Origin of the sequence: Acinetobacter higginsii (genome assembly GCF_000369525.1) — a bacterium.
GTDB lineage: Bacteria > Pseudomonadota > Gammaproteobacteria > Pseudomonadales > Moraxellaceae > Acinetobacter > Acinetobacter higginsii.
This window is the reverse complement of sequence record NZ_KB850072.1, coordinates 770,038-782,764: the sequence shown is the minus strand read 5'-3', so window position 1 is coordinate 782,764 and position 12,727 is coordinate 770,038. Positions and strand designations below refer to the sequence as shown.

14 protein-coding genes are annotated in these 12,727 nt (G+C 41.7%); 11 read left to right on the top strand and 3 right to left on the bottom strand.

All coding sequences use genetic code 11. The annotated features are described in order from the left end of the window. Positions 1–5: 5 nt before the first annotated feature. The 6 genes from F902_RS09635 to ychF all read left to right on the top strand — a co-directional run bounded on the left by F902_RS09635 (position 6) and on the right by ychF (position 6,412). The gene (locus tag F902_RS09635) at positions 6–1,229 is read left to right on the top strand and encodes an SfnB family sulfur acquisition oxidoreductase (protein ID WP_005203010.1); all 1,224 of its coding nucleotides are present in this window, start codon (positions 6–8) and stop codon (positions 1,227–1,229) included. Then, positions 1,229–2,641, top strand: a complete 1,413-nt coding sequence (locus F902_RS09630) for an LLM class flavin-dependent oxidoreductase (RefSeq protein WP_005203008.1) — start codon at positions 1,229–1,231, stop codon at positions 2,639–2,641. Before F902_RS09635 ends, F902_RS09630 begins: the two co-directional genes overlap by 1 nt. Positions 2,642–2,668: 27 nt before the next feature. After that, positions 2,669–3,499 carry a MetQ/NlpA family ABC transporter substrate-binding protein gene (locus F902_RS09625; protein ID WP_005203005.1) on the top strand — a complete coding sequence of 277 codons (831 nt, stop codon included), beginning with the start codon at positions 2,669–2,671 and terminating at the stop codon, positions 3,497–3,499. A gap of 11 nt (positions 3,500–3,510) precedes the next feature. Then, positions 3,511–4,581: a methionine ABC transporter ATP-binding protein gene (locus tag F902_RS09620; RefSeq protein ID WP_005203003.1), complete on the top strand. Its 1,071-nt coding sequence runs from the start codon at positions 3,511–3,513 to the stop codon at positions 4,579–4,581. After that, positions 4,562–5,221: a methionine ABC transporter permease gene (locus tag F902_RS09615; protein ID WP_004639351.1), complete on the top strand. Its 660-nt coding sequence runs from the start codon at positions 4,562–4,564 to the stop codon at positions 5,219–5,221. Before F902_RS09620 ends, F902_RS09615 begins: the two co-directional genes overlap by 20 nt. Before the next feature lie 99 nt (positions 5,222–5,320). Beyond that, entirely contained in the window at positions 5,321–6,412 is a 1,092-nt protein-coding gene (gene ychF, locus F902_RS09610) for a redox-regulated ATPase YchF (protein WP_005203001.1), read from the top strand. A gap of 51 nt (positions 6,413–6,463) precedes the next feature. Here the strand turns inward: ychF and F902_RS09605 are convergent, their stop codons facing one another. Continuing rightward, the gene (locus F902_RS09605; RefSeq protein WP_017402283.1) at positions 6,464–7,411 is read right to left on the bottom strand and encodes a GlxA family transcriptional regulator; all 948 of its coding nucleotides are present in this window, start codon (positions 7,409–7,411) and stop codon (positions 6,464–6,466) included. Between the two features lie 101 nt (positions 7,412–7,512). Here F902_RS09605 and F902_RS09600 point away from each other — a divergent pair, with 101 nt between their 5' ends. Further along, the gene (locus F902_RS09600; RefSeq protein ID WP_005202994.1) at positions 7,513–8,292 is read left to right on the top strand and encodes an alpha/beta fold hydrolase; all 780 of its coding nucleotides are present in this window, start codon (positions 7,513–7,515) and stop codon (positions 8,290–8,292) included. Between the two features lie 102 nt (positions 8,293–8,394). Here F902_RS09600 and F902_RS09595 read toward each other — a convergent pair whose 3' ends face one another. Next, a complete protein-coding gene (locus tag F902_RS09595) occupies positions 8,395–8,928 on the bottom strand; it encodes an Mpo1 family 2-hydroxy fatty acid dioxygenase (protein WP_005202993.1) in 534 nt (177 codons plus the stop codon). 107 nt (positions 8,929–9,035) lie between these two features. Here F902_RS09595 and F902_RS09590 point away from each other — a divergent pair, with 107 nt between their 5' ends. Together F902_RS09590 and F902_RS09585 are read left to right on the top strand one after the other, a co-directional pair. After that, on the top strand, positions 9,036–9,740 hold the full coding sequence (locus F902_RS09590; RefSeq protein ID WP_004807836.1) for a Crp/Fnr family transcriptional regulator: 705 nt from the start codon (positions 9,036–9,038) through the stop codon (positions 9,738–9,740). A gap of 204 nt (positions 9,741–9,944) precedes the next feature. Further along, positions 9,945–10,262 carry a hypothetical protein gene (locus F902_RS09585; RefSeq protein ID WP_004807838.1) on the top strand — a complete coding sequence of 106 codons (318 nt, stop codon included), beginning with the start codon at positions 9,945–9,947 and terminating at the stop codon, positions 10,260–10,262. 64 nt (positions 10,263–10,326) lie between these two features. Here F902_RS09585 and F902_RS09580 read toward each other — a convergent pair whose 3' ends face one another. Next, the gene (locus tag F902_RS09580; RefSeq protein ID WP_005202989.1) at positions 10,327–10,791 is read right to left on the bottom strand and encodes a hypothetical protein; all 465 of its coding nucleotides are present in this window, start codon (positions 10,789–10,791) and stop codon (positions 10,327–10,329) included. 187 nt (positions 10,792–10,978) lie between these two features. Between F902_RS09580 and F902_RS09575 the strand changes: the two genes are divergently transcribed. Beyond that, complete coding sequence (locus F902_RS09575) at positions 10,979–11,368, top strand: tautomerase family protein (RefSeq protein WP_005202987.1); 390 nt, start codon at positions 10,979–10,981, stop codon at positions 11,366–11,368. Between the two features lie 120 nt (positions 11,369–11,488). Further along, the gene (gene purT / locus F902_RS09570) at positions 11,489–12,706 is read left to right on the top strand and encodes a formate-dependent phosphoribosylglycinamide formyltransferase (protein ID WP_171061120.1); all 1,218 of its coding nucleotides are present in this window, start codon (positions 11,489–11,491) and stop codon (positions 12,704–12,706) included. Positions 12,707–12,727: the final 21 nt, after the last annotated feature.

Here is a 12,727-nt window from a genome sequence, read left to right as displayed (position 1 = left end):
TCATCATGACCTCTTATCAAGAATTACAAAGTTTTGCCAAAACTAATTTTAAAGCGGCGCATATTATTCAGAGCGATACCGAAGCGCTGGAAATTGCGACCCAGCTCAGTCAGCAGTTTAAACATGCGGCAGTTGAACGCGATGCCAATCGAAACTTGCCGTTTACTGAAATCGAAACCTATAGTCAGTCAGGTTTATGGGCGATTACGGTACCTAAGCAGTATGGCGGTGCAGAAGTTTCCAGCCTAACCGTAGCCAAAGTCATTGCGCTGTTTAGCGGTGCGGATGGTTCAATCGGTCAGATTCCACAAAACCATTTTTATGCATTGGAAGTATTACGCAATACTGGCACGGAAGCGCAAAAGAAACGCCTCTATCAAGAAGTGTTACAAGGTGCGCGTTTTGGTAATGCGCTGGCCGAATTTAAAACCCGTACCTCTGCACATAAACAAACTACTTTAATCCGAAGCGAAAACGGTTATCTGATTCAAGGCGAAAAGTTTTATTGCACGGGCAGCTTGTTTGCGCATCGTATTCCAACTTTAGTGCTTGATGAAACGGGCAATGAGTTTTTAGCCTTTGTACAAAGAGATAGCCAAGGTTTAGAGCTGATTGATGACTGGTCTGGCTTTGGGCAACGTACCACAGGCAGCGGTACAGTCAAATTTAATCAAGTCTTTGTTGCCAAAGAGGATGTGATTCCTTTTGATACTGCCTTTAAGCAGCTATCTTTGGTGGGGCCATTTGCCCAAATTATGCATGCCGCGATTGAAGTCGGGATTGCTCGTGCTGCTTTTGAAGAAACACTGGAGCGTGTGCGTGTCGCCCGCCCTTGGATTGATGCAAATATTGATTCCGCTACTCAAGACCCCTTAACTCTGTCTGAGCTTGGTCGTGTGGCAACCGATGTCAAAGCCAGCGAACTTTTACTGAAACAAGCAGCTCGATCTGTCGATGCTGCAAAACAAGACCTCAATGCTGAGAGCTTAGCCAAAGCTTCAATTGATGTGGCAAAAGTACGTGCACATAGTACTGAAACTGCATTAAAAGCCTCATCAAAATTAATTGAATTAGCTGGCAGCCGTGGCAGTCAACGTGCTGATGGGTTGGATCGTCATTGGCGTAATGCGCGTGTACATACCTTGCATGATGCTGCACGCTGGAAATATTACTTTATCGGTAATTATGTGTTGAATGGCATTCTGCCTCCACGTCGGGGGACTTTGTAATGAGTCAAACGACTGCTAAAAAAATCTTGTTAAATGCCTTTGATATGAACAGTGTCGGTCATATCAATCATGGCTTATGGACGCATCCGCGTGACCAATCACATCGCTTTAATGAGCTGAGTTATTGGACCGAATTGGCACAGACTCTGGAACAGGGTTTGTTTGATGGCTTATTCCTTGCTGATATTACAGGTGTTTATGATGTCTATCAGAATGGCATCGATCTCACCCTGCAAGAATCGATTCAGTTACCAAGTCATGATCCTTCCACCCTGATTTCAGCTATGGCCTTGGTCACGCAGAATTTAAGCTTTGGTGTTACCGTCAATCTCAGCTATGAACAGCCCTACCAATTTGCACGGCGATTTGCCAGTCTTGATCATTTAACTCAAGGTCGTTTGGGCTGGAATATTGTCACAGGCTATCTGGATAGTGCCGAACGTTTGATTGGGCAAAAAGGTTTAAAAGATCATGATGCGCGTTACGATCAGGCCGAGGAGTTTTTACAGCTTTGCTATAAATATTGGGAAGGTTCGTGGGAAAATGATGCCTTAAAGAAAGATAAACAACAGCGCGTTTTTACTGATCCGAACAAGGTCCACTCGATCAATCATCAAGGGCAATATTACCAAAGCCAAGGTGTGTTTCAGGTAGCGCCTTCGGTTCAACGTACGCCAACACTCTTCCAAGCAGGTGCTTCACCGAAGGGACTACAGTTTGCCACGCGTCATGCCGAATGTATTTTTATTGGCGGCGATCAACCTGAAAAGATTCGTCAGCAAGTTAATAAAATACGACTACAAGCACAGCAACAAGGTCGAGATGAAGATGCGATTAAAATCTTTGTCGGCATTACCGTTGTCGTCGCGGAAACACATGAACTCGCCCAGCAAAAACTGGCTGAATATCGTCAATATGCCAGCCCTGAAGCAGGTTTAGCACATTATGCCAGTTCAGTCGGTATTGATCTTGCCAAGTTTGCAGATGATGAAGCGATTCCTTATCAAAAGAGCAATAGCATTGCTTCCGTCAATGAGAAATTTAAAGAACAGCGCATCAGCAAGAATGACTTAAAAACACAGCATGTGCTGGGTGGACGTTATCCCCTGATTGTCGGTAGCGGTACTGAAGTTGCGGAATACCTGATTGAACTACTCGATCAAACGGGCATTGATGGTTTTAACCTGACGCGTACGGTTGCACCTGAATCACACCATGATTTCATTCGCCTAGTGATTCCTGAATTACAGCAACGTGGACGTTATAAAACTGAATATGCAACGGGTTCACTGCGAAACAAACTATTTGCCCAAGGCGATCATTTGTCCACAAGCCATCCTGCTGATCAGTTCCGATGTAAACCGCATAACAACGCAGATGACCTAAAAATAATTGAAGAAATTAGTGCTTAACATTTAAGAAAAGAATTGGAGAAATATATGGCTCAAACAGCCTCTAAAAAATGGCTTGGTATTGGCCTTGTCGTCGTTGTTGCGATTATTGCCTTATTAATTTGGAATAAACAAAGACAGAACCATAGCAGTGAACTGGTGATTGGGATCAGTCCTTCTTTTGCCCATCCATTGCAAGTTGCAGCGGATGAAGCCAAACAGCAAGGTTTGAATGTCAAATTGGTCGAGTTTTCCGATTGGAATACCCCAAACATCACGTTGAATCATGGTGATATTGATGCGAACTTTTTCCAGCATCAACCTTTTTTGGATAATGCCATTAAAGAAACTGGCTTTAAATTAAAGTCATTTGCTGCGGGTGCGGCTTCGCATGTTGGACTGTATTCAAAAAAATATAAAAGTTTTGATGAACTCCCGAATGGTGCCACTGTTGCGATTCCGAATGATCCTGTCAATCAAGGCCGTGCGCTATTACTGTTACAACAAGCCAAGTTGATTGAGCTGAAAGATAGCAATAATCATCTTTCAGCACTGAAAGACATTACAGCGAATCCGAAGAACCTGAAATTTACCGAAGTTGAAGGCCCACAAACTGCACGTGCCATTGATGATGTTGATCTCGCTTTTGGCTATCCACATTACTTACGTTTAGCCAAAACGGCTGATCCTGAAAGTGCCTTATTGTTTGATGACAACACCAATAAACGTTATGCGATTTTATTTGTGGTGCGTGATGACTATCAGGACAAAGACAACAAGCTACAGAAATTTGTCGAGATTTATCAAAACTCACCCAAAGTTAAAGCGGCCTTGGATAGCGATTTTGGCAAGACACTGTGGTTCCCAGGTTGGAAATAAGGAGAACGATGATGGTGAGTTTTGGTTCACAGGTCGATTTTTCAGTCCCGCATCTGAAAATACGTGGTTTAAATAAGTTTTATGATGTACAGGGCCAACGCTTACATGCTTTAAAAGACATTAATATTGATATTCCCAAAGCACAGATTGTTGGGATTATCGGAAAAAGTGGCGCTGGTAAATCCTCCCTACTGCGTACCCTCAATGGATTGGAGTCGATTGATACAGGCAGTATTTTGATTCACCAACAAAATATTGCTGAACTCAGCCATGCCGAGTTGATCAAAACTCGGCAGAAAATTGGCATGATTTTTCAGCATTTTAATTTAATGTCAGCGAAAACGGTGTGGGAAAACGTGGCTTTACCGCTACGTATTGCGGGTTATGACAAGGCTGAGATCGAACAGCGGGTCAGTGAGGTACTGACGCTGGTGGGATTAGAGGCAAAGCGAAATGATTACCCTGCTCAACTGTCTGGTGGACAAAAACAACGTGTCGGTATTGCACGGGCCTTGGTTTCTCAGCCTGAAATCCTACTCTGTGATGAAGCCACCTCAGCACTGGACCCTGAAAGTACCGCCAATATTCTGTCCTTATTAAAACAGATCAATCAAGACCTTGGTTTAACCATTGTCTTGATCACCCATGAAATGCAGGTCATCCAAGAAATTTGCGATCAAGTGGTCGTGATTGATCAGGGTGAAATCGTTGAAGCTGGACAAGTCTGGTCAGTATTTTCCAATCCGCAACAACAGATCACGCAGGAATTACTCAATTTTGAACAGGTGAATTTACCCTTTGAACTGAGCCAAACCATTCTTCCTCGGAGTACGCATCAGATTTTAAAATTGAAATATGTCAGTGAATCGAAATCGGTGCCTGATTTATATGAACTATTGGATGGCTTTAATAGCCCCGTTCAGGTGTATTACAGTCAAATTGATAGCATTCAGCAGCGTACCATCGGCTCATTAATCATTGGGATTCGCAATCTCGAGTTTGATCTCAACCACTCACAATCTGAAAAACATCCTGCAATAACACAACTTGAGGTGATCGGTTATGTACAATCAACTCATTGATCTATTACTGACAGGCACTACCGATACTTTAATCATGGTCGGTGTTTCAGCGATTCTCGCCTTTTTGATTGGTCTGCCAATTGCTTTAATTTTGGTGAGTACTGCTGATTTTGGGATTTATCCTTCCAAAAAAATCAATCAGTCATTAGGCTGGGTAATTAATATTACCCGTTCTGTACCCTTCCTGATTTTAATGGTGGCTTTGATTCCATTTACCCGCTGGATTGTCGGAACCAGCTATGGGGTCTTGGCTGCAATTGTGCCGTTGACCATCGCCGCGATTCCTTTCTTCGCACGTATTGCAGAGGTCAGTCTACGTGAAGTCGATCAAGGGTTGATTGAGGCAGCACAAGCGATGGGCTGTAACCGCAAGCAGATTCTTTGGCATGTATTGCTTCCTGAAGCTTTACCGGGGATTGTTGCAGGTTTTACTGTGACTATTGTGACCATGATCAGTTCTTCTGCCATTGCAGGTGCCATTGGTGCAGGCGGTTTGGGCGATATCGCCTATCGCTACGGCTATCAACGTTTTGATATGCAAGTCATGCTTGCGGTGATTTTAGTCCTGATTGTTTTGGTCATGTTGGTACAAACCACAGGCGATAATATTGCCAAACAGCTGGATAAACGCAAAGTTTAAGCTCGAAATAAAAATCCACACTCGCCATGACCTGACTTTGTCATGGCTTTCATGTAAAATCAGCAGCAATTTTTAAATAACACATTTGTGAGTGGTTTCATGGGTTTTAATTGCGGTATTGTTGGTCTGCCAAACGTAGGTAAGTCTACATTGTTCAATGCATTAACAAAGGCAGCGATTGCAGCTGAAAACTTTCCGTTCTGTACCATTGAGCCGAATACAGGTATTGTCCCTGTTCCAGATCCACGCCTAGACAAACTTACAGCGATTGTTAAACCGCAACGTGTTATTCCGACCACGATGGAATTTGTTGATATCGCAGGTTTGGTTGCTGGTGCATCAAAAGGTGAAGGCTTGGGTAACCAATTCCTTGCCAATATCCGTGAAACAGATGCAATTGCACACGTGGTTCGTTGTTTTGAAGATGAAAACGTGATTCACGTAAATGGTAAAATTGACCCATTAGATGACATCGCAACCATCAACACTGAACTTGCACTTGCTGACCTTGATACCGTTGCAAAAGCCTTGTTACGTTTAACTAAAGCGGCAAAAGGTGGCGATAAAGAAGCGCTTGCAACTAAAGCGGTTTTAGAAAAAATCCAACCTTTACTTGATGAAGGTAAACCAGCGCGTGCAGCTGACCTTTCTGATGACGAACGTAAAGCAGTTCGCGGTTTCGGTTTAATGACACTTAAACCAACTATGTATATTGCCAACGTGGCAGAAGACGGTTTTGAAAACAACCCGCACCTTGAAGCAGTAAAAAAACTTGCTGCTGAAGAGAATGCCATTGTGGTACCCCTTTGCAACCAGATCGAAGCTGAAATTTCATTATTAGAAGATGAAGATCGCGCTGAATTCTTGGAAGCGATGGGCATGGAAGAACCAGGCTTAAACGTCGTCATTCGTGCAGGTTATAGCTTACTTGGCTTACAAACTTACTTCACTGCTGGCGTACAAGAAGTTCGTGCTTGGACGGTTAAAGTCGGTGCGACTGCGCCACAAGCAGCGGGTGTGATTCACACTGACTTTGAAAAAGGCTTTATCCGTGCTGAATGTGTGGCTTATGATGATTTCATCCAATATAACGGTGAAAACGGCGCCAAAGAAGCAGGAAAATGGCGTTTAGAAGGTAAAACCTATGTTGTTCAAGACGGTGATGTATTACACTTCCGCTTTAACGTATAAATCAGTTTTTTGATTTCCAAACCGCCAGTAATGACCTTATTGGCGGTTTTTTTATTTAAGCCACTGACGTGGTGTGACGCCAGCTATTCTGTTAAATACGCGGATAAAGAAACTGACATTTTCATAGCCCACCGCATAGGCGATCTGCTGTACATTCATCTCCGTGGTTAATAATAGTTTCTTGGCCTTATCTACTCTCACCTGCTGTAAATATTGATTGGGTGAAATCTGTGTCGCTAATTGAAACCGCCGTTTTAAATTTCGCTCACTAAAATTAAATTGCTTGGCCAAATCAGCAATACGATTTTCCTGAGGAAAGTTGATATCAAGCCAATCTTGCACCTGCAACACGGCTTCATCACAATGATTTCGAAAATTTGGCAGTACAGGATTGAGTTCTTGTGGAGCGTGCATTAACAAATGACTGGCACAGAGTTGTGCAAAATAATCCCCTTTCTGTTGTGCCACAATACCCAGCAAAGCATCAAACGTTCCAAGCAATGTACCTGTCGTATAAATCTGCTCACTTTGCAAATAATTTCGATTGGCAGTAAAGGAGCTTTGAGGAAACAACCGTTTTAGTTCTCGCAGAAACGCCCAATGGGTCGCAAGCAGGACATGCTGCAATTGTTGAGTAGCCGCCAAAAAATAAGCAGCTGTTGTGAGCGCGAGAATTGGTGTTTGTTGCTGTATTTGACTTGTAAGCCAGTCGACCAAGTCATTATTTTCTTCTTGGATCTGAATAAGCCGATTCCCTTCAAAACTGGGAAGAATGACTAAATCATAAGTTGACTCCATTCTAACTTTGTCATCGACTTCGATACTTGGACCACTGGCACTTGTTTTGGCTAAACCATCTAGACTCAGTATCTCAACTTGATAGCTTTCGGCTTGACTTTGCCGGATTGATAGTAAATTAATGACATGAAAGAAATCTTTCAGCATCATCATACTCATGGCCCAGCATCCATCATAGACAATAATGGCGATTTTTTTCATTTTAATGGCACGATCAGACTATCCTTATTCACGATTATAGCTATATCAGATCGATAGTTTTTATTATTCTTTGATCAATTTATACACTTGGCCTCGCTTCAATGTCACTTTTACATATCACAGAACAAATACTTGCGATAAAGCATGCACATGTCTTTCTAAAAATATGGCAGCCACAACACACAGATAATAAAATTCCAATCCTATTGCTGCATGATTCACTTGGTAGTGTGCAACTCTGGCGGGATTTCCCAGAACAACTTGCGATCGCAACTCAGCGAACTGTGATTGCCTATGATCGTTTGGGCTTTGGCAAATCAGATCCTATTCTCTCTAAGCTATCTCATCATTTTATTCAACAAGAAGCCCAAGTGATTATTGAACTTTTAAATCAACTTGAAATACCACAAGTGATTGCGCTTGGTCATAGCGTCGGTGGAGGTATGGCGGTCAGCTTTGCAGCACAATATCCTTCACGATGTACAGCAGTCATCACGCTTGCAGCACAAGCCTATATTGAACAGAAAACGTTGGATGGTATCACTACGGCTAAAAAAATCTTTCAACAACCTGAACAACTGCAACGCCTAGAAAAATATCATGCTGAAAAAGCACAATGGGTTTTAGATGCTTGGACAGAAACATGGCTTTCTGCTGAGTTTCGAGATTGGTCATTACAATCAGATTTACAGGCAGTCTCCGCCAAAATGCTGATCGTACATGGTGAGCATGATGAATATGGCAGTGTAGAACAACCCAAACGATTGGCTGAATATACCCACGCTGAAACGAATATCCTCCCGCAATGTGGTCACTTCCCCCATCGAGAACATCCCGAATTAGTCATCGAAACGATTCAGAAATTTATTGCTCAACTTTAACCGTTTTCAAAAGCGTACTGATATCACTCGCTATAAGTGCTCTTTCATCCAAATAAAAAAGCCGACTCATCTTGATATCGGCTTTTACATCAAACTGACGACTTAAGACACCGTCTGCGGCTTCATATCCATTTCAGCGCGTTTGATTTGGGCTTCTTTTAAAATCCGTTGATGCAACGGCTTACGGAAACCCAGTAAGAAAACAAATTCAGCCAAAACAAATAAAGGCCCGATGGCGAGACCAATCACATCATCAACAAAGGCTGGCTTTTTCTTTTCAAAATAATGACCCACGAATTGAAACACCCAACCCACCACAAAAATACCAATACTCGCACCTAACCAATTCCACATTGGTAAAGCCGCAATTTTCACAGCCACAGGATATGCTAAGACAAATAAAATCAGCATCAAAATACCGAATAACTTATCCAGTGAAATATAATAAATACTGCTTAGAACGATAAGCAACATGGCCAAAGTGATTGAAAAGCCCGAAATTTCTACGCCAGCACGTGCAGTTAAACATAGAATAGAAAAAACAATTAAGGGAATTCCCACAAAATGGGTCACAACATTATTTCGATCTAAGTGATAAGCCGCATATTGACTAAGTAGACGTTCCAAATTTGTCATTTCTCATTCCTCATATCATTCGTTTATGCTGTTAATCTATAAGAAATATTGCAGCGAAGTTGTCATGTAGCTGACAAATGGATTTATTTTTCTCAAAGGAACCCGTTGTGCTAGATTCGATTTATATTCAACATTTGCAGCAAAACTCATGGTTTAGCCATCTAGCCGAGCCTTTTCAAAACTTTATTATTGAACATGGCAAGAAACATATCTTCGAAAAAAATGCAGCCGTTTTTAGTGCGCAAGATCGATTTGATGGGGTTTATGGCGTATTGGAAGGCTCAATTAGCTTGGGTTATATCGACGTCAATGGCAATGAAGCGATTGCTGCAATTGCGGAACCGATCATGTGGTTTGGTGAAATTTCCCTCATCGACCAGCAACCCCGCTCACATGATGCGATTGCATTGAAGAAAAGCGTGGTGCTGCAAATACCAGCACAACCACTCAATGATTTCTTGCTGCAAAATCCGTATTACTGGTACTACTTTGCCCTGCTGACCAGTCAAAAACTACGCTATGTATTTTTAGAGCAAATTGCGATTCAAACCCAAAGCATTACCCAGCGCCTGGCACAACGCTTATTGTTTATTTTAGAGGGCTATGGCAATCGTTCCTTTATTCAGGATTTTAGTATTCAAATCTCACAAGACCAGTTGGCCAATATGTTGACGGTATCTCGACAAACTGTAAATCAAGAGCTCAACCTTTTTGAAAAGCAAGGCGTCATTCAGCTTGGTTTTAAGAAAATCGAAGTCATTGATTTAGATCGGCTTAGAAAATTGGCAACAGTCGGTCACCTAAAAGCGTAAGTATAATTTCTTGTATTTTAAATGAATAAGCACAGCATTTTTTTGCAATATGCTTTTAAGCTTAAACATAAATTAAAAGATAAACTCTCACTATAAAATACTACTGATGCCCTAAAATATTTCACAAAATCAGTCTGCTTTCTTGTCTTGAACACGCATACATTAAAGCTAAGCACTATCGCTTACCCGATGCAGATGACAATCATGAGAAAAATTGCAACGATTTTAACAGCAGGCCTATTTACAGTACTCAGCGCTAGCGCATTTGCCTGCCCGAAAGGAACTCAAATTCAAGGTGGTACAGGACCAAATCACAAAGGCGGCAAATGTGTTGCAACAAGTGTGGTAAAAACCAAGAAAGAAGCAACCAAAGCAACAGATACTGCAAAGCATGACATGACGAAAATGAAAGATACTGCGAAACACGATGCGATGAAAGCAACAACAGATACGAAAAAAGCAGCCAATACCACAGCAACCAAAGCCAAACAGGAAGCAGCAAAAACGGTCAAAACCTCATAAGCGTTTGATGACTTTAACCATAAAAAAGCGAGATAAAACATCTCGCTTTTTTATTTCTACATGCTTACTTAGGTGAAGTATTGCCTAGCGCTGGATTATCAATTGCATCCTTACATTGTGCTTTATCACGCTCATAATCAGCCTGCTTCTGAGTCGATGCATTGGCATTATCTTTTACATCACGTGCCCATGTATCCAAACTGGTCAATGCTTTACGACACAATGCATATTTGCCTTCCGTTACGGAATCGGTCATTTTGACATTGATACGCCAATCAGTGCTGAGCTGACGCAATGGTTTTCTGACTTTTTCTTCAATCTCAGTCACTTGTTTATGATAAACAATCGGATCGATGTCATTGATCAACTTCCATGCTGTATTGGCATAGGTGGTGGCATCGTTGTTAAGTTTCGGCGCAGGTTTGATTTCGACCTTTTCTTTTGGCTCATTATTTGGGTTTCCGCAAGCAGCCAATAAAAATGCACTACACAACAGGATTGCGGTTACACGAGAGTTTGGATTAGACATAGCAAATCGCCGATGAAACATTTGGACATTATGCTAGTCAATTTGGGAATAATTCTCAATGCTTGTTACTTATTTACCCAGCAGAATGCTTTTTATTCTAAGTAATTGATTTTATGTTTTTGTTCAGCATACTGTCAGACTTGTCCATCTATAAAAAACTAAAACTTCAACAAGGAAGACATCCACAATGTCACAGATCAAGATTTATGCCTTACAAACCACCATCGAGCAGTTTAGGAATCAACTTTCTCATGCTATCCATCAAGCGCTAGTTGAAAGTTTGAATTATCCCATCGAAAAGAAATTTCAGCGTTTTATTGCGCTAGCGGAAGAAGACTTTATCTATCCCAATGATCGGAGCCAGCATTATCTAATTATCGAAATTTCGATGTTTGAAGGCAGAAGCACTGAAGCAAAAAAACGTTTGATTCAAAATTTTTTCACTTATATTCAACAACAATGTGGGATTTCAACACAAGATATTGAAATTACAATTTTTGAAACACCGAAATGCAATTGGGGAATCCGTGGTCAACATGCAGATGAATTACAATTGAATTATCAGGTCAATCTATAAGCAGACAAATCACAGATGAAGTGCTATTTTTTGTCTAACAAAAAGCAGGTTTTTTGTGGCATATAAGCTTAATTCGACAAAAAGTTCTGCTATGCTTAAACACAAATTAATCAGGATAGGATTATTCGCATGAGCGTCACTCTTGGAACTCCATTTCAATCTTCTGCATTTAAGGTTTTACTGTTAGGTTCTGGAGAGCTAGGTAAAGAAGTTGTGATTTCTTTACAACGCTTAGGTGTCGAAGTTCATGCTGCAGATCGTTATGATCACGCGCCTGCTATGCAAGTGGCACATTATGCCTATACCCTGAATATGGCTGATTCAGCCGAATTAAAACAACTGATTGAAAAGATTAAACCCAATTTAATTGTTCCTGAAATTGAAGCTATTGCCACAGAAGTTTTGATTGAAATTGAACAAAGCCAAACTGCAACGGTGATTCCATCTGCAAAAGCAGTTAACCTCACCATGAACCGTGAAGGCATTCGTCGTTTAGCTGCTGAAGAACTCGGCCTGCCAACCTCTGCTTATCGCTTTGCCAATAGCTTAGAAAGCTTCCGTGCTGCATGTGATGACATTGGTTATCCAAACTTTGTAAAACCTGTCATGTCTTCTTCAGGTAAAGGTCAATCTCGTGTGAAGAGTTTTGATGAAGTGGATGCCGCTTGGGATTATGCAATGCAAGGCGGCCGCGTCAATCAAGGCACTGTGATTATTGAATCGCAAATTGATTTTGATTTTGAAATTACCTTGCTTACCGTCCGTGCTAAAAATCCAGAAACAGGTGAAATCGAAACACATTTCTGTGATCCAATCGGACACCGCCAAGATGCGGGTGATTATGTCGAGAGCTGGCAGCCGCAACAGATGACGCCTGCTGCGCTGGAAGAAGCAAAACGCATTGCCAATAAAGTCACTGTTGCTTTAGGCGGTTGTGGTATCTTCGGTGTAGAGCTGTTTATTAAAGGCGATAAAGTTTGGTTTAGTGAAGTTTCACCTCGTCCTCATGATACCGGTCTAGTCACTTTAGCTTCACAATTCCAGAGTGAATTTGAATTACATGCCCGTGCAATTCTCGGTCTACCTGTTAATACAGCACGCCATAGTGTCGCTGCAAGTGCGGTGATTTATGCAGGTGTTGATGCTAAAAACTTGAGTTTCACTGGCTTGAATCTTGCTTTAGCCAATCCAAACACAGACTTACGTCTATTTGGCAAACCTGAGGGCTTTAAACGTCGCCGTATGGGCGTTGCAACTGCTCGCGCTGAAACGACTGATCTTGCACGTGAATTGGCACAGCAAGCCGCAGACCAAGTGAGTGTACAAACCAACGCTTAAGATGACCTTAGGTTATTATTA

What these genes read in the sequence shown, in the direction of transcription:
- F902_RS09635 (WP_005203010.1), top strand. Translation starts at nt 6, where the DNA reads ATGACCTCTTATCAAGAATTACAAAGTTTTGCCAAAACTAATTTTAAA.
- F902_RS09630 (WP_005203008.1), top strand. Translation starts at nt 1,229, where the DNA reads ATGAGTCAAACGACTGCTAAAAAAATCTTGTTAAATGCCTTTGATATG.
- F902_RS09625 (WP_005203005.1), top strand. Translation starts at nt 2,669, where the DNA reads ATGGCTCAAACAGCCTCTAAAAAATGGCTTGGTATTGGCCTTGTCGTC.
- F902_RS09620 (WP_005203003.1), top strand. Translation starts at nt 3,511, where the DNA reads ATGGTGAGTTTTGGTTCACAGGTCGATTTTTCAGTCCCGCATCTGAAA.
- F902_RS09615 (WP_004639351.1), top strand. Translation starts at nt 4,562, where the DNA reads ATGTACAATCAACTCATTGATCTATTACTGACAGGCACTACCGATACT.
- ychF (WP_005203001.1), top strand. Translation starts at nt 5,321, where the DNA reads ATGGGTTTTAATTGCGGTATTGTTGGTCTGCCAAACGTAGGTAAGTCT.
- F902_RS09605 (WP_017402283.1), bottom strand. Translation starts at nt 7,411, where the DNA reads ATGAAAAAAATCGCCATTATTGTCTATGATGGATGCTGGGCCATGAGT.
- F902_RS09600 (WP_005202994.1), top strand. Translation starts at nt 7,513, where the DNA reads ATGTCACTTTTACATATCACAGAACAAATACTTGCGATAAAGCATGCA.
- F902_RS09595 (WP_005202993.1), bottom strand. Translation starts at nt 8,928, where the DNA reads ATGACAAATTTGGAACGTCTACTTAGTCAATATGCGGCTTATCACTTA.
- F902_RS09585 (WP_004807838.1), top strand. Translation starts at nt 9,945, where the DNA reads ATGAGAAAAATTGCAACGATTTTAACAGCAGGCCTATTTACAGTACTC.
- F902_RS09580 (WP_005202989.1), bottom strand. Translation starts at nt 10,791, where the DNA reads ATGTCTAATCCAAACTCTCGTGTAACCGCAATCCTGTTGTGTAGTGCA.
- F902_RS09575 (WP_005202987.1), top strand. Translation starts at nt 10,979, where the DNA reads ATGTCACAGATCAAGATTTATGCCTTACAAACCACCATCGAGCAGTTT.